Raw genomic sequence first — 16,087 nt, 5'->3', positions numbered from 1 at the left:
ACGCCCGGTTACATTCCGAACCCGGAAGCTAAGCCTCACAGCGCCGATGGTACTGCAGGGGGGACCCTGTGGGAGAGTAGGACGCCGCCGAACAATCTTTGGAGGACCCCTGGTCCCAGCGTTCAGCTGGGACCAGGGGTCCTTTCGTTTTTACAATGCTTGCGGTACCGAAGACAGGAGTCACCGATGTCCACCAACTCTCCCGAAGATCGGCCGGAGCGCGACCAGCGGCGACGGGACAGTGGTGACCGCGGCGATCGCGGCGGCTACCGCGGTGACCGTGGCGACCGTGGTGGCTTCCGACGGGACAACGACCGTACCGACCGCGGTGGTTACGGCCGGCGTGACGACAGGCGTGACGACAGTCGTGGCGGTGGCTACGGCGACCGCGGCGGTTTCCGTCGTGACGACCGCCGCGACGACCGCCGTGACGACCGTCGCGACGACCGCGACCGCGGCGAGCGCGGTGGCTTCCGTGGCCGGGACGACCGCCGCGACGACAGCCGTGGCGGTGGCTACGGCGACCGTGGTGACCGTGGTGGTTCCGGCCGTCGCGACGACCGGCGTGAGGGTGACCACCGGGGTTCCCGTCCGTCGTACCAGCGTGACGACCGGGACCGTGGGCCGCGCCGTGACGACCGTGGCGACCGCGGCTTCCGCCGCGACGACCGCCGGGACGACCGCGACCGTGGCGATCGTCGTGACGACCGCCCCGCCTACCGCCGCGACGACCGGCGTGACGACAGCCGCAGCGGCGGCTACGGCGACCGTGGCGGTTTCCGTCGCGATGACCGGCGTGACGACCGTCGCGACGACCGCGACCGTGGCGAGCGCGGTGGCTTCCGCCGCGATGACCGCCGGGATGACAGCCGTGGCGGTGGCTACGGCGACCGTGGTGACCGTGGTGGTTCCGGCCGTCGCGACGACCGGCGTGAGGGTGACCACCGGGGTTCCCGTCCGTCGTACCAGCGTGACGACCGGGACCGTGGACCGCGCCGCGACGACCGTGGCGACCGCGGCTTCCGCCGCGACGACCGCCGGGACGACCGCGACCGTGGCGACCGTCGTGACGACCGCCCCGCCTACCGCCGCGACGACCGGCGTGACGACAGCCGCAGCGGCGGCTACGGCGACCGTGGCGACCGCGGCGGTTTCCGTCGCGACGACCGCCGTGACGACCGCCGGGACGACCGCGACCGTGGTGAGCGCGGTGGCTTCCGTGGCCGGGACGACCGAGGCGGCCGTGGGCCCCGCAGGGACGACCGCGGTGGTCGGCCGGGCGGCTTCCGCGGGCGTGACGGTCGTGACGACCGCCGCGACGACCGGCGTGACGACCGGCGTGGTGGCGGCCGCTTCCGCGACGAGCGGGACCGGGACCGTGAGCCGATCAAGCGGCTGCCGATCCCGGAGGATGTCACCGGTGACGAGATCGACAAGGACGTCCGGCAGGAGCTGCAGAGCCTGCCCAAGACGCTCGCGGAAGACGTTGCCAAGAACCTGGTGATGGTCGCGCGGCTCATCGACGAGGACCCCGAGGGTGCCTACGGCTACTCCAAGGTGGCCCTGCGCCTGGCGTCCCGTGTGGCCGCCGTACGCGAGGCCGGCGGGTTCGCGGCGTACGCCAACCAGAAGTACAGCGAGGCCCTCGCCGAGTTCCGCGCCGCGCGGCGCATGACGGGCAGCGCGGAACTGTGGCCCGTGATGGCCGACTGCGAGCGTGGGCTCGGGCGGCCGGAGAAGGCGCTGGACATGGCCGGCGCCCCCGAGGTGCACAAGCTGGACAAGGCCGGGCAGGTCGAGATGCGGCTCGTCGCGGCGGGTGCCCGGCGTGACATGGGCCAGCTGGACGCGGCCATCGTGACCCTGCAGAGCCCGGAGCTGGCCTCCAACTCCGTTCAGCCGTGGACCGCGCGACTGCGCTACGCCTACGCCGACGCCCTGCTGGCAGCGGGCCGGGAGAGCGAGGCGCGCGAGTGGTTCGCCAAGGCTGTCGAGGCGGACCGGGACGGCAGCACGGACGCCTCCGACCGGCTCGCCGAGCTGGACGGCGTGGAGTTCGTCGACGCCCTCAACGAGAACGAGAGCGAGAACGAGAACAACGAGAACGAGGGCGGCAACGAGGACCAGCGCGATGACAGCGCTGCCTCTGCGGACGCCACCGCCGCTCAGGACGACGACAAGGACTGACCCGAGCGGGTGACGACGTGACAAAGGGCGGGACTCACCGGTCCCGCCCTTTCGCATGTGCGCCGACAGATCTGTGGGATCTGTGATCTGTCGGATCCTTCAGATCTCCAGTGCCCGCAGCACCAGCCCCGACGCCGGCTTCGGGCCGAACGACGTCGACTTGCGGGGCATCGTCACACCCTGGCGGGCCAGGTCGCGTACGACGTCCTCGTGGACCGGGTGCAGCAGGACGGCCGTACCGCCGTCGCGCTCCGCCTTCGCGACCGTCGCGGCCGTGTCGTGGATGTAGGCGATGTGGGCCGGGGAGTCCTCGGGGATGTGCCAGACGTGGTCGAGGAGCGTGGCGTGCAGGACCGTGGCGTCCAGGGAGCGCCAGGCGGCCGGGCGGTCCTCGGGGATTGTGCGGGCCAGCAGATCCGGGTCCGGGCGGTCGAGGAGGTGGAACACGCCGTCGCCGGCCAGCAGGAAGGCGTTGCCGGCGCAGGCCGCGTCCGCCAGCAGGTCCAGCGCCTCGGCCAGCGACACGTCGAGTCGTCGTACCCGGAACAGGCCCTCCAGGGCTGCCAGTGCGTCCGCGACCGGCAGGCCGTGCAGCAGGCGGTGGATGGCGCGGACGCGCAGCGGGTAGCGGGCGGTGTCGACCAGCAGGACCAGGCCGTGGTCCCAGGGGCTGGGGGAGGGGTGCTCGGCGCGCAGCAGCCGGTAGGTGGCCCAGCGGTGGTGGCCGTCGGCGATGAGGGCCTGGTGGTGGGTCAGGTCGGACTGGATACGGGCCACGTCGGCGGGGTCGGTGACCGACCACAGACTGTGGTGGAAGCCGTCCTCGGTGGTCGTGGCCAGCAGCGGGGGCAGTTCCGCCGTGCGCTCGACGACCTCGGCCGCCGTGCCGTTGCCGTGGTAGGTCAGCAGCAGGGGTTCCAGGTTGGCGCGGGTGGCGCGCATCAGGGCCGCGCGGTCGGCGACCACCGGGGGCATGACATCCTCGTGCGGCAGCACCACGCCGTCCGCGGGCTCTGACACGCGTAGAGCGCCGATGACACCGCGCTGGATCATGCCGTTGCCGTCCCGCTGCTCGTACACGTACAGAGCGGGGACCGGGTCGGCGGTCAGGACGCCCTCGGCGAGCCAGCGGCGCAGGGTGTCGGCGGCCTGTTCGTTGCGGGCGCTCGGAGTGCCGGCCTGGGGGAGGATCAGACGGACGATGTTGTACGGGTCCGCGGCCTCGAGGTAGTGCAGGCCGTCGGGGCGGATGACGACGTCGTACGGCGGGGAGGTGACGGAGGCCAGGCTGCCGACCCGGTCGGGGTCGTAACGAAGGCCTCGGAACGGGGTGAGTTCCAGGCCTCGGCGCGCCGTTGCTTCCGAGTGACCTGCAGTGTTCATCCCGGCATCGTACGTGTGTCAGTGGCGTGCGGGATGATCGGGGGAGAGACCGTCGAGCAAGGAGCGATGTGGAATGAGCCAGGGCGTCACGACGAGGCCCGAGGGCAGCGGGCAGCCCCTGAGAGAGGCGTACGACACGGCGCTGCTCGATCTGGACGGGGTGGTGTACGCGGGCGGGAGCGCGATCGTGCACGCCGTCGACTCGCTGGCCGAGGCCCGCGCGGGCGGGATGCATCTGGCCTACGTCACCAACAACGCGCTGCGCACGCCGGACGCCGTGGCGGAGCACCTGACGGAGCTGGGGATACCGACGGGGGCGGACGACGTCATCACCTCGGCGCAGGCGGTCGCGCGGCTGATCAGCGAGCAGGTGCCGGCCGGGGCGCGGGTGCTGGTGATCGGCGGTGAGGGGCTGCGGGTGGCGCTGCGCGAGCGCGGTCTGACGCCGGTGGAGTCGGCGGACGACGATCCGGCGGCGGTGGTGCAGGGGTACGGCGGGCCGGAGCTGACGTGGGGGCGGTTCGCGGAGGCGTCGTACGCCGTGGCGCGTGGGGTGCCGTGGTTCGCGTCCAACACCGACCTGACGATTCCCAGCGGGCGGGGTATCGCGCCGGGCAACGGGGCGGCCGTGGAGGTCGTCCGGATCGCGACGGGTGCGGAGCCTCAGGTGGCGGGCAAGCCGCTGCCCCCCATGCACCGGGAGACGATCCTGCGGACGGGCGCGAAGCGGCCGTTGGTGGTCGGGGACCGGCTGGACACGGACATCGAGGGCGCGTTCAACGGCGGGGTCGACTCGCTGCTGGTGCTGACCGGCGTCACGGACGGCCCGCAGCTGCTCGCCGCGCCGCCGCAGCACCGGCCGACGTATGTCGACGCCGATCTGCGCGGGTTGCTCACCGGCCAGCCGGAGGTCACCGCGGACGGGGCCGGCTTCCGCTGCGGGGGCTGGACGGCGACCGCCGGGGCGGACCAGCTGGAACTGGAGGGCGAGGGCGACGCCCTGGACGGGCTGCGGGCCCTGTGCGCGGCGGCCTGGACGGCGGCCGGGGACGGTTCCTGCGAGCTGGACGGAGGGAAGGCGCTGGCGCGGCTCGGGCTCTGACCGCGCGTCAACCTCGGGATCGACAACCGCAGGATCGAGACCTCGGAATCGAGATCGCATGCGAGGGTAGGCTAACCTAACCTCGTGTTGGTCGACAGTCCTCCGGAACAGCGCGCGGAGACCGCCCCCGCGCCCCCAACCCGTCGGGCGGTGCGGGCCCTTGGGCTCCTCCTCTCTGTCGCGATCCTGGTGCTCGTCGCCCTGGCGAGCATCGCGATCGGGGCGAAAGCGCTGACGTTGGACCAGGTCTGGCACGGCCTGTTCCACGACGCGGGGACGTACGGCGACGTCGTCGTCGACGAGCGGCTCTCGCGTACGGTCCTCGGTCTGCTGGCCGGTGCCGCGCTCGGCCTGTCCGGGGCGGTGCTGCAGGCGCTCACCCGCAACCCGCTGGCCGACCCGGGACTGCTCGGCATCAACGCCGGTGCCTCCGCCGCCGTCGTCACGGCCATCACCTACTTCGGCGTCACCAGCCTCACCGGCTATGTGTGGTTCGCCTTCGGCGGAGCGGCGGCGGTCGGTGCGCTGGTCTGGTTCCTCGGCGGCAGCCGCGGTGCCACACCGGTACGGCTGGCGCTCGCCGGTACGGCGATCAGCGCCGCGTTGTACGGCTACCTCCAGGCCGTGATGATCATGGACGACGCGGCGCTGGGCAGGATGCGCTTCTGGACGGTCGGATCGCTGGCCTCGGCCACCGACTCGACCATCGTGCAGGTGCTGCCGTTCCTCGCGGCCGGCACGCTGCTCGCACTCGCACTCGCCCGGCCGCTGAACGCCGTGGCGATGGGTGACGACACCGCGCGTGCCCTCGGTGCCAACCTGGCCCGCACCCGGACGCTGGCCATGCTCGCCGCCACCGTGCTCTGCGGCGCCGCGACCGCGGCCTGTGGCCCGATCGTCTTCGTCGGCCTGATGGTCCCGCACGTCGTGCGCTCCTTCACCGGCCCCGACCTGCGCTGGATCCTGCCGTACGCGACGGTCCTGTCACCCGTGCTGCTGCTCGGTGCCGACGTCGTCGGCCGGGTCGTGGCCCGCCCCTCGGAGCTCCAGGTCGGCATCGTCACCGCGATCATCGGCGGCCCGGTCTTCATCTTTCTCGTACGACGGCGGAGGACGGCCCAGCTGTGAAGACCAACCGTGTCATCAGGACGCCGGGCGGGCTCTCGCTGCGGCTGGACGTCCGGGCCGTCACCGTCGTCGTCCTGCTGCTGCTCGCCGCGCTCGCCGCGAGCGTCGTGCTGATCGGCACCGGCGACTTCCCGATCTCGGCGAGCGACGTGGTGAAGAATCTGCTCGGCAACGGCAACGCCGGCCAGGAGTTCATCGTCAACGAGCTGCGGCTGCCGCGGGTCCTGGTCGGGCTGCTGGTCGGCGCCTCCCTCGGGCTCGGCGGGGCGCTGTTCCAGGCCGTCACCCGCAATCCGCTGGGCAGCCCGGACGTGCTCGGCCTCGGGCAGGGGGCGACCGCCGGGGCGCTCGTGATGATCGTGCTGTTCTCCGGGAGCGCGGCCCAGGTCACCGTGGGCGCGCTCGTCGGCGGTCTGGTGACCGGGCTCGCCATCTATCTGCTCGCCTGGAAGCAGGGTGTGCACGGTTATCGACTGGTCCTGGTCGGAATCGGCGTCTCCGCGATCGTCACGGCGATCAACGGCTATCTGCTCACCGTGTCCGACATCGTCGACGCGGCCCGTGCCGTCGTCTGGATGACGGGGTCCCTGGGCGGCCGCGACTGGGACCAGGTCTGGCCGCTGCTCGGGCTGTGTGCCGTACTCGTGCCGCTCGTCCTCGCCAACGCGCGCGGCCTCAGGATGACGGAGATGGGCGACGACGTCGCGAACGCCCTCGGCGTGCGCGTCGAGCGCGTACGGGCGCTGCTGATGGTGGCCGCCGTCCTGCTCACCGCGACCGCCACCGCCGCGGCCGGCCCGGTCAGCTTCGTGGCCCTCACCGCACCCCAGCTCGCCCGTCGCCTGACCCGGTCTCCCGGCCCGAACCTGCTGCCGTCCCTGTGCATGGGCGCCGCCCTCCTGGTCACCGCCGACTGGGCCTCGCAGCGCGCCTTCGGCGCCGACCAGCTGCCCGTGGGCGTGATCACCGGGGTCCTCGGCGGCGTCTACCTGCTGTGGCTGCTGGTCACCGAGCGCAGGGCGGGCCGGATATGAGCGGCTCGGGGCAGCCGGACACGAGCGGCTCAGCGATCAAGAACACCCGAAGGAGCACTGTGAACCGCCTGTCCGCCGAGAACGTCACGCTCGCCTACGACCAGCGCGTCATCGCCGAACAGCTGTCGGTGGAGATCCCCGACAACTCCTTCACCGTGATCGTCGGCCCGAACGCGTGCGGCAAGTCGACGCTGCTGCGGGCGCTGTCGCGGATGCTCAGGCCGAGCCGGGGCCGGGTGCTGCTCGACGGGCAGGTCATCCAGTCGATGCCCGCCAAGAAGGTCGCCCGGACCCTCGGCCTGCTGCCGCAGTCGTCCATCGCGCCGGACGGGATCACCGTCGCCGACCTCGTCGGCCGCGGCCGCTACCCGCACCAGGGCGTCCTGCGGCAGTGGTCGGCGCAGGACGAGCGGGTCGTCCAGGAGTCCATGGCGCAGACGGGCGTCGCGGAACTCGCCGACCGGTACGTGGACGAGCTGTCCGGCGGGCAGCGCCAGCGCGTGTGGATCGCCATGGCGCTCGCCCAGCAGACCCCGCTGCTGCTCCTGGACGAGCCGACCACCTACCTCGACATCCAGCACCAGATCGACGTCCTCGACCTGTGCGCGGAGCTGCACGAGACCCAGGGCCGCACTCTGGTCGCCGTCCTGCACGACCTCAACCACGCCGCCCGCTACGCCACCCACCTCATCGCCCTGCGCGGCGGCCGGGTGGTCGCCGCGGGCGCACCGAACGACATCGTGACGGCCGAGCTGGTCGAGGAGGTCTTCGGGCTGCGCTGCCAGATCATCGACGACCCCGAGACCGGGACCCCGTTGGTGGTGCCGGCCGCCAGGAAGGCGCGTACGGCGCGGGTCACAGCAGCTTCCTGAGCCGGAACAGGTCCAGCAGGTTCGCCTCCAGCCGCACCCGGCCCGAGCCCCAGGCGGTCGCGAAGTTCAGCTCGCCGTTCACCAGGGCCACCAGGTCGTCGCCGGCCATGGCGAGCCTGATCTGCGCCTTCGTACGCGGTGGCCCGGGGTGCGTCTCGTCCACCTCGATCCGGCCGCCGGTGAGCCGGCCGGCGAAGGTGACGTCCAGGTCGGTGATGTGGCAGCTCACGGAGCGGTCCAGGGCGGCGGCGGCGCGAGCGTCGCCCTCGGCGCCCTGCATGTTGTCCGAGAGCTTTCCCAGTGCGGCGCGGCACTCCTCGATCGTGGCCATCGCGCACGACGGTACCCCAGCGGTTCGGGGTAGCGTCTGGGCATGAGCGAGTCTGTGTCAGAGGCCGAGGTCGGCGCCGAGTTCATGGCCGGGACGGAGGCCGAGGCCGCTGTCGAACCCGAGTACGACCCCGCCGCCCCCGCACCCCTGGACGTCCCCCGCACCCCGACCGGCAACGCCGAGGTCGACGCCCAGCTGGAGCGGCTGGGTGACACCGACCACCTCGCCACCGACGGACATCTCGAGGTGTACGAGGATGTACATCGGGGGCTGCGCGACGCGCTCACCGCGCTCGACGCCCGCCCGGGACCTCCGGTGCCCACCCGTCACCCGACCGCCGCCCCTCAATGAGACCCTTCGGGTCACACCTCTTGAAATCGCCGTACGAAAGCAGGAGCTGAACCGAACGTGGCAGGAGTCGCACGCCGCCGTCTGGACGCGGAGCTGGTCCGCCGGAAGCTCGCGCGCTCGCGCGAGCACGCCAGCCAGCTGATCGCCGCCGGGCGGGTCACCGTCGGCAAGACCGTGGCGACCAAGCCGGCCACGCAGGTGGAGACCGCGGCAGCGATCGTGGTCCAGTCCGACGACAGCGACCCCGACTACGTGTCGCGCGGCGGGCACAAGCTCGCCGGCGCGCTGGAGGCCTTCGTACCGCAGGGGCTCGTGGTCGAGGGGCGGCGCGCGCTGGACGCCGGCGCGTCCACCGGAGGCTTCACCGATGTCCTGCTGCGCGCGGGTGCCGCGCACGTGGTCGCCGTGGACGTCGGATACGGCCAACTCGCGTGGTCTCTCCAGAGCGATGAACGCGTCACCGTCAAGGACCGTACGAACGTACGCGAGTTGACGCTCGAGGCGATCGATGGGGAACCTGTGGATCTTGTCGTGGGTGATCTGTCCTTCATCCCGCTGGGGCTGGTGCTGCCCGCCCTGAAGCGGTGTGTGAAGCCGGACGCCGACCTGGTGATGATGGTCAAGCCGCAGTTCGAGGTGGGGAAGGAGCGGCTCGGCAGCGGGGGTGTCGTACGGAGTCCGCAGCTGCGGGCGGAGGCCGTGCGGGGGGTGGCCGAGAAGGCCTGGGAGCTGGGGCTCGGGGTGCGTGGAGTCACCGCCAGTCCGCTGCCCGGTCCCTCGGGCAATGTCGAGTACTTTCTCTGGCTGCGGTCCGGTGCACCCGAACTGGACCCGGCCGACGTTGACCGTGCAGTGGTGGAGGGGCCGCGTTGACACAGAACCGAGCGCGTACTGTTTTCCTGCTCGCCCACACCGGGCGTCCCGCGGCGATCCGCAGTGCGGAACTCGTGGTCAAGGGACTGCTGGGGCAGGGCATCGGGGTGCGGGTGCTGGAGGAGGAGGCGCGCGACCTGCCGCTGCCCGAAGAGGTCGAGCTGGTCAAGGAAGCGACACCGCAGTGCCTCGACGGCTGTGAGCTGCTGATAGTCCTCGGCGGCGACGGCACGCTGCTGCGCGGCGCCGAGTTCGCCCGGGCGTCCGGGGTGCCGATGCTCGGCGTCAACCTCGGCCGGGTGGGGTTCCTCGCGGAGGCCGAGCGGGACGACCTCGACCGGGTGGTCGACCGGGTCGTCGCGCGGTCGTACGAGGTCGAGGAGCGGATGACCGTCGATGTCGTCGTGCACCGCAACGGGGACATCGTGCACACGGACTGGGCGCTGAACGAGGCGGCCGTGCAGAAGGCCGGCGCCGAGAAGATGCTCGAGGTCGTGCTCGAGATCGACGGGCGGCCGGTCACCGCTTTCGGGTGTGACGGGATCGTGCTGTCGACGCCGACCGGGTCCACGGCGTACGCGTTCTCTGCCGGGGGGCCGGTGGTGTGGCCCGAGGTGGAGGCGCTGCTGATGGTGCCGATCAGTGCGCACGCGCTGTTCGCCAAGCCGCTGGTCACGTCGCCGGACTCGGTGCTTGCCGTGGAGGTTCTGCCGCACATTCCGCCCGGGGTGCTGTGGTGTGACGGGCGGCGGACCATCGAGTTGCCTCCCGGGGCGCGGGTGGAGGTGCGGCGGGGAGCTGTACCGGTCCGGCTCGCTCGGTTGCATCACGCTTCGTTCACGGATCGGCTTGTGGCCAAGTTCGCGCTGCCGACCCATGGGTGGCGGGGGGCGCCGCACTAGGCGCTCGTCCACGCGTACTCCGTACCGGGCGGGCGATGCCCTGTCCGGGTGGCCCGAACGCTCCTGGCATATGTTCCTGGCAATGTCCGGCTATATCTGCCTATGAACAGTTCAGGCCCGAGGCGGTAGGCCCGGCTAGCGGCATGCCGCCATCAAGGAGACGACGATGAGCGAACAGCATGTGGCGTTGGCCGGGAGCACCCGCCCGGCCAAGGCCGACGCGACCCGGCTGAGGGACGCCGACGCGCATGACCCGGTGACGGTGACCGTCACCCTGCGCGGCAAGGTGGCCCCCGCCGGCCAGGTCCCGGAAGGGCGACTCCAGGACGCAGCGAAGACCAAGGCCGTACTCGAACGGTACGGCCTCACCGTCGACGAGGAGCGGCTCGAGCCGGGCAGCATCGTGGCAAGCGGTTCCGCGGCTGCCATGAACGCCGCCTTCAAGGCGGACCTCGGTATCTACCACAGCGCGGAGCAGGGCGAGTTCCGCGGCCGCGAGGGCGAACTGAAGATCCCGGCCGAGCTCGAGGGAATCGTGACCGGCGTCTTCGGACTGGACCAGCGTCAGGTGGCCCGGCGCCTGGCCGCCGGGGGCTCGGGCTTCCAGGGGTCGTTCACACCGGATGATCTCGAGTTGCTGTACAACTTCCCGGCAGGTGACGGGGCCGGGCAGAAGATCGCGATCGCCGAGTTCGGCGGCTGCTACTTCGACGATGATCTGAAGGCCTTCTGCGCCGCCCAGAACCGGCCGGTTCCACGGGTCGAGGTGGTACCCGTGGACTTCGATCCGCCGAGGTCGCTGCAGGAGGCCCGGCAGCTGCCGCCCGCGGAGCAGAAGTTCGCGCTCGAAGCGGCGGGCGAAGTGATGATGGACGTGCAGATCGTCGCCGCTCTCTGCCCGGCGGCCGAGATCTCGGTCTACTTCGCGGACTTCGACCAGAGGGGCTGGATCGAGGTGCTCGACCGGGTCATCGTGCAGCAGCCGGTGACGCTGTCGGTCAGCTGGGGCCTCGCGGAGGACGACCCCAACTGGTCGGGCACCGCGCTCGACCAGATCAACAAGCGTCTCGAGGGCGCGGCGGACAGGGGCATCACGGTCTGTGTCTCCTCCGGCGACGACGGCGCCGGGGACCAGATCATGGACGGCCGGGCACATCTCGATTTCCCGAGCAGCAGTGCCTTCGTGCTGAGTGTCGGTGGGACGATGATCGACGCGTCCGGCAAGGAAGTCTCCTGGTGGGTGGCGCCGGGCCGCCGGGTCCGGGGCAAGCCCGGCAGCGGTTCGAGCGGAGGCGGCGTCTCCACCAAGTTCGAGCGTCCGGACTATCAGCAGCACATCAACGTGGACTCGCTGAACCCGGGCGCCATCAAGGGGCGGGTCGTGCCGGACGTCGCGGGGCTCGCCGGCCCCCCGTTCTACGACCTGACGCTCTTCGGCGAGCCGGAGCCCAACGGCGGCACCAGCGCCTCCGCCCCGCTGTGGGCCGCCCTGTACGCGCGCGTCAACGCGCTGCTGCCGCCGCAGAAGCAGCAGCGCTTCCTCACTCCGCTGCTCTACCAACGCGGCAACAACGGCGTGCCGCTCGGCCAGACCGCCTGCCGTGACATCGCCGAGGGCCACGACAACGCCTCGCACCCGCCCGCGGTCGGTCACCCGGTCAAGCCCGGGTACGACGCCGTCACCGGCTGGGGCGTACCCGACGGCATGGCCCTGGAGAAGGGTCTGTAGGCAGAGCACCGCACTCGCCCGGGTGACAATGCGAGACCGATCCACATTCGTCACCTGCACCTTCACAGAACGAGGCCGGGGCCCGTCGCACTCCGGCCCCGCGACCTCGTAAGGTCTTGTCCGTGTTGGAGGAGATGCGGATACGGTCGCTCGGGGTCATCGACGACGCTGTCGTCGAGTTGTCGCCGGGGTTCACCGCCGTCACCGGTGAGACGGGTGCGGGCAAGACCATGGTGGTCACCAGCCTCGGGCTGCTGCTCGGTGGGCGGGCTGACCCGGCGCTCGTGCGGATCGGGGCCGGGAAGGCGGTCGTGGAGGGGCGGATCTCCGTCCCCGCGGAGGCCGCCGCCGTCGTACGCGCCGAGGAGGCCGGGGCCGAGCTGGACGACGGTGCCCTGCTGATCAGCCGTACCGTTTCCGCCGAGGGGCGCTCGCGGGCGCACCTGGGCGGGCGCAGCGTCCCTGTGGGGCTGCTCGCCGAGCTGGCCGACGACCTGGTGGCCGTGCACGGGCAGACGGACCAGCAGGGGCTGCTGAAGCTGTCCCGGCAGCGGCAGGCCCTGGACCGGTACGCGGGTGACGGTGTCGCCGTGCCACTGGCCAAGTACACCGAGGCCTACCGGCGGCTGCGGGCGGTCTCCGCCGAGCTGGAGGAGATCGTCACGCGCGCGCGTGAGCGCGCCCAGGAAGCCGACATGCTCCGCTACGGGCTCGAGGAGATCGCGGCCGTGGAGCCGCGGGCCGGGGAGGACGTGGAGCTGGCCGAGGAGGCGGAGCGGCTCGGGCACGCCGAGGCGCTGTCGTCCGCCGCCACCGCCGCACATGCCGCCCTGGCGGGCAATCCCGAGGACCCCGAGGGGATCGACGCCTCGACCCTCGTCGCGGGCGCGCACCGGGCCCTGGAGGCCGTCCGCTCCCACGATCCCGCGCTCGCCACCCTCGCCGACCGGATCGGTGAGGTCGGGATCCTGCTCGGAGACGTGGCGGGCGAGCTGGCCGGGTACGCCGACGACCTGGACGCCGACCCGCTGCGGCTGGCCGCCGTCGAGGAGCGCCGGGCCGCGCTGAACGGCCTCACGCGCAAGTACGGCGACGACATCAACGCCGTTCTCGCCTGGGCCGAGCAGAGTGCTGCGCGGCTCACCGAGCTGGACGGCGACGACGAGCGGATCGACGAGCTGACCGCCGAGCGGGATGCGCTCCGTGCCGAACTGGGCGGGCTGGCGCAGGCGCTGACGGACGCCCGAACGGAGGCCGCCGAGCGGTTCGCCGCCGCGGTGACCGCCGAGCTGGCCTCGCTGGCGATGCCCCACGCGCGCGTGTCCTTCGACATCCGGCAGACCGAGGACCCGGAGGGCGTCGAGGTCGACGGGCGCACGGTCGCGTACGGGCCCGCGGGCGCGGACGAGGTCGAGCTGCTGCTCGCCCCGCACCCGGGAGCGCCGCCGCGGCCGATCGCCAAGGGCGCCTCCGGCGGTGAGCTGTCCCGTGTGATGCTCGCCGTCGAGGTCGTGTTCGCCGGGACCGACCCCGTGCCGACGTACCTCTTCGACGAGGTCGACGCCGGCGTCGGCGGCAAGGCCGCGGTGGAGATCGGGCGGCGCCTGGCGAAGCTCGCCAGGACCGCACAGGTCGTCGTGGTCACCCACCTGCCCCAGGTCGCCGCCTTCGCCGACCGCCAGCTGCTGGTCGAGAAGACCAACGACGGTTCGGTCACCCGCTCCGGCGTGAAGGTCCTGGAGGGCGAGGAGCGGGTCCGCGAGCTGTCCCGGATGCTGGCCGGCCAGGAGGACTCGGAGACGGCGCGGGCGCACGCGGAGGAGCTGCTGGCCACGGCCCGAGCGGATCTGTGACGCTGTGGGGATGACCGACCGCGCCCGAAGGTCTCGCTCGTTCCTGCTGTCCGCCGCCCTCACCCGGGCCGGCCAGGCGCTCCTGCGTGCCGAGCCGCCCGGCGGGCGCGAGCGTTGGGAGCGGAAGAACTACGCAGGGCGGACCGTCGGGCTGTACGCCGGGCCCGCCTCGGCTCTCGGCACGGCGGTCGCCGCCGCCCGGGTGCACCCCGGTGCCGGGCTCGCGGTGCTGGCCGCCGGGGCCTGCGGGGCGTACGACGACGTCGCCGGGGCCGGGGATCCGCGGCGCGGGTTCCGGGCGCACCTGGGTGCGCTGCGGGACGGAGAAGTCACCAGCGGGGCCGTGAAGTTGTTCGGGATCTCCGCCGCCGGGCTGGTGGCGGGCGCCCTGATGAAGGAGCGGCCCCTCGACAAGGTGCTGGCGGGCGTCGTGATCGCCGGGGCCGCGCACTTCGTGAACCTGGTCGACGTACGGCCGGGGCGGGCCGCCGGTGCGGTCCTCGCGCTCGGGGCGCCGGGGCTGCTGCGGAACGGGCCGGGCGGCGAACTGACCGCGGCGGCCCTGGGCGGTGCCGCGGCCGTGCTGCCCGACGACCTCGGGGAGCGCGTGATGATCGGTGACGCCGGGGCGCACGCCCTGGGAGCGGCGCTCGGTGCCGCCATGGTGGCGTGCAACCGGCGTGCGGGGTTGCTCGCGCACGCCGTTGCCGTGGTGGCGGCCGCGGCACACGGGGACCGGGTGAGTGCCGGGGTGCGCGCGCTGTGAGCCTCTGACCTCGCGGTACGGGCGCACGGGCCGTTCCGCCGAGCCGGGGTCCTATTCACCCGTGTGGGTGACGTGCTCCGGCGCACTGCTCCGGCCCGCCGCGCTGTGCGCCTCCCCGGATTACCCGGAACGGCCGTACGTCCTGGCATGCTTGGCAGGGAACGCAGGGCGGGCGGCGGTTTGTCGCAGCGCGGGTGGCGGGTCGAACACAGTCCACGCGGGAGGCGCGCGGTACGTCCTTCCGCCCCTCTCCGCCCGATACCTTCAGTACGTTTCTTCCTTCAGTACTTTCTTCGTGACCGCCCGCGCCGAGTCAGGAGCCCCGGCCTCGTGAGCCCCGTGAGCAGCAACGCACCGCACGGCCAGTCGCCGCTGCGCACCGTGCAGGTGCTGGGCGGAGGCAACGCCGGCAGCAGTGCACACGTGCGCTCCCTGGCCGAGGGGCTCGTCGCCCGGGGCGTGCGGGTCACGGTGTGCGCCCCCGCCGAGGCCGATCACGCCTATGACTTCACCGGGGCCGGCGCCGACCATGTGCACGTGCCGCGCAGCAGCGACCCGGGCTCCGTGGCCGCGCTCCGGGCGGCCTGCGCCGACGCCGACCTGGTGCACGCGCACGGTCTGCACGCCTCCTTCCGCGCCGTGCTCGCGCTCGGCGGGCGCCGCACCCCGCTGGTGGTCACCTGGCACAACCGGGCCCGGGCCGAGGGCGCGCGGGCGCATCTGCTGCGGCTGCTGGAGCGGCGCGTGGTCAGGACGGCCGCCGTGGTGCTCGGCACCACCTCCGACCTGGTCGACCGGGCGCGCCGGAGCGGCGCCCGGGACGCCCGGCTCGCGGCCGTGGGCCTGCCCGGGCGGCGCCGCCCGGTCGACCACGACGACCCCGACCGGCTGCGGCCCAAGACCCGCGCCGAACTCGGCGCCACCGGACGCCCGTTGCTCATGGCGGTCGGCTCCCTCGACCGGGAGCGCGGCTACGAGGTCCTGCTGGATGCGGCCCGCACCTGGCGGGACCTCGACCCGGTACCGCTGGTCGTCGTCGCCGGGGAAGGGCCGCAGCGGCCGGTGCTGCAGCAGCGGATCGAGGACGAGGAACTGCCGGTGCGGCTCCTCGGCCGCCGCGAGGACGTGTCCGAGCTGCTCGCGGCCGCCGATCTCGCGCTGCTGACCAGCAGTTGGGAGTCCCGGTCCGTCCTCGCCCAGGAGGCGCTGCACGCGCGCGTGCCGCTCGTCGCGACGTGTGTCGGCGGCATCCCGGATCTCGTCGGCGACGCCGCCGAACTCGTCCCGTACGGCGACGCGGAGGCGCTCGCGGACACCGTCGTACGGCTGCTCGCCGATCCGGAGCGGCGCGAGCTGCTGCGCGAGCGGGGCACGCGACAGGCGGCCACCTGGCCGACGGAGGACGAGACCGTTGCCCAAGTGCTCAGCGTCTACGACGAGCTGACCCAGCCGAGGCCGCTCACCTAGGGCCGGCCAGATTGGCCCTAGGTGTATTGATCACGAGCGTTGTTGACACTGGCTGGGCTTGATCATGGCGAAGACCTCCGGTGTGGTGGAGCTGTCTAGGAACACACCG

Annotated in this window: 14 protein-coding genes and 1 rRNA gene; 13 read left to right on the top strand and 2 right to left on the bottom strand. The window is 72.6% G+C overall.

Annotation, left to right across the window (positions count from 1 at the left end; all coding sequences use genetic code 11):
• Nucleotides 1-93, top strand: a 5S ribosomal RNA gene (gene rrf, locus ACIRVH_RS46090); the annotation flags it as partial.
• A 1,302-nt stretch (nucleotides 94-1,395) separates the two neighbouring features.
• The gene (locus tag ACIRVH_RS46085) at nucleotides 1,396-2,187 is read left to right on the top strand and encodes a hypothetical protein (protein ID WP_403967014.1); all 792 of its coding nucleotides are present in this window, start codon (nucleotides 1,396-1,398) and stop codon (nucleotides 2,185-2,187) included.
• Nucleotides 2,188-2,286: 99 nt separating this feature from the next.
• Here ACIRVH_RS46085 and ACIRVH_RS46080 read toward each other — a convergent pair whose 3' ends face one another.
• Nucleotides 2,287-3,570: a DUF1015 domain-containing protein gene (locus tag ACIRVH_RS46080; protein ID WP_403967008.1), complete on the bottom strand. Its 1,284-nt coding sequence runs from the start codon at nucleotides 3,568-3,570 to the stop codon at nucleotides 2,287-2,289.
• A gap of 73 nt (nucleotides 3,571-3,643) precedes the next feature.
• On the opposite strand from ACIRVH_RS46080, the gene ACIRVH_RS46075 reads away from it, so the two are divergent.
• The 4 genes from ACIRVH_RS46075 (at nucleotide 3,644) to ACIRVH_RS46060 (ending at nucleotide 7,706) form a co-directional block, all read left to right on the top strand.
• The gene (locus ACIRVH_RS46075; protein WP_403967005.1) at nucleotides 3,644-4,672 is read left to right on the top strand and encodes an HAD-IIA family hydrolase; all 1,029 of its coding nucleotides are present in this window, start codon (nucleotides 3,644-3,646) and stop codon (nucleotides 4,670-4,672) included.
• An 84-nt stretch (nucleotides 4,673-4,756) separates the two neighbouring features.
• On the top strand, nucleotides 4,757-5,800 hold the full coding sequence (locus tag ACIRVH_RS46070) for a FecCD family ABC transporter permease (protein WP_403967002.1): 1,044 nt from the start codon (nucleotides 4,757-4,759) through the stop codon (nucleotides 5,798-5,800).
• A complete protein-coding gene (locus ACIRVH_RS46065) occupies nucleotides 5,797-6,834 on the top strand; it encodes a FecCD family ABC transporter permease (RefSeq protein WP_403966999.1) in 1,038 nt (345 codons plus the stop codon). The genes ACIRVH_RS46070 and ACIRVH_RS46065 overlap by 4 nt, the downstream gene beginning before the upstream one ends.
• Before the next feature lie 59 nt (nucleotides 6,835-6,893).
• On the top strand, nucleotides 6,894-7,706 hold the full coding sequence (locus tag ACIRVH_RS46060) for an ABC transporter ATP-binding protein (protein ID WP_403966996.1): 813 nt from the start codon (nucleotides 6,894-6,896) through the stop codon (nucleotides 7,704-7,706).
• On the opposite strand, the gene ACIRVH_RS46055 is transcribed toward ACIRVH_RS46060, so the two are convergent.
• Nucleotides 7,690-8,037, bottom strand: a complete 348-nt coding sequence (locus ACIRVH_RS46055; RefSeq protein ID WP_403966993.1) for an SCP2 sterol-binding domain-containing protein — start codon at nucleotides 8,035-8,037, stop codon at nucleotides 7,690-7,692. The two genes, ACIRVH_RS46060 and ACIRVH_RS46055, sit on opposite strands and share 17 nt — an antisense overlap.
• 42 nt (nucleotides 8,038-8,079) lie before the next feature.
• Between ACIRVH_RS46055 and ACIRVH_RS46050 the strand changes: the two genes are divergently transcribed.
• The 7 genes from ACIRVH_RS46050 (at nucleotide 8,080) to ACIRVH_RS46020 (ending at nucleotide 15,978) form a co-directional block, all read left to right on the top strand.
• The gene (locus ACIRVH_RS46050; protein ID WP_403966990.1) at nucleotides 8,080-8,388 is read left to right on the top strand and encodes a hypothetical protein; all 309 of its coding nucleotides are present in this window, start codon (nucleotides 8,080-8,082) and stop codon (nucleotides 8,386-8,388) included.
• Nucleotides 8,389-8,445: 57 nt separating this feature from the next.
• Entirely contained in the window at nucleotides 8,446-9,261 is an 816-nt protein-coding gene (locus tag ACIRVH_RS46045; RefSeq protein ID WP_403966987.1) for a TlyA family RNA methyltransferase, read from the top strand.
• On the top strand, nucleotides 9,258-10,163 hold the full coding sequence (locus tag ACIRVH_RS46040) for an NAD kinase (protein ID WP_403966984.1): 906 nt from the start codon (nucleotides 9,258-9,260) through the stop codon (nucleotides 10,161-10,163). The genes ACIRVH_RS46045 and ACIRVH_RS46040 overlap by 4 nt, the downstream gene beginning before the upstream one ends.
• Nucleotides 10,164-10,329: 166 nt before the next feature.
• On the top strand, nucleotides 10,330-11,892 hold the full coding sequence (locus tag ACIRVH_RS46035; protein WP_403966981.1) for a protease pro-enzyme activation domain-containing protein: 1,563 nt from the start codon (nucleotides 10,330-10,332) through the stop codon (nucleotides 11,890-11,892).
• A gap of 134 nt (nucleotides 11,893-12,026) precedes the next feature.
• Nucleotides 12,027-13,745, top strand: a complete 1,719-nt coding sequence (gene recN, locus ACIRVH_RS46030) for a DNA repair protein RecN (RefSeq protein ID WP_403967011.1) — start codon at nucleotides 12,027-12,029, stop codon at nucleotides 13,743-13,745.
• 10 nt (nucleotides 13,746-13,755) lie between these two features.
• A complete protein-coding gene (locus ACIRVH_RS46025) occupies nucleotides 13,756-14,511 on the top strand; it encodes a hypothetical protein (RefSeq protein WP_403966978.1) in 756 nt (251 codons plus the stop codon).
• A 330-nt stretch (nucleotides 14,512-14,841) separates the two neighbouring features.
• Nucleotides 14,842-15,978, top strand: a complete 1,137-nt coding sequence (locus ACIRVH_RS46020) for a glycosyltransferase family 4 protein (protein ID WP_403966975.1) — start codon at nucleotides 14,842-14,844, stop codon at nucleotides 15,976-15,978.
• The last annotated feature ends 109 nt before the right edge of the window (nucleotides 15,979-16,087 follow it).

Origin of the sequence: Streptomyces sp. NPDC101165, assembly GCF_044768135.1 — a bacterium.
Taxonomy (GTDB): Bacteria; Actinomycetota; Actinomycetes; order Streptomycetales; family Streptomycetaceae; genus Streptomyces.
The sequence above is the reverse complement of the archived record's forward strand: the minus strand, read 5'-3'. Positions and strand labels throughout refer to the sequence as shown.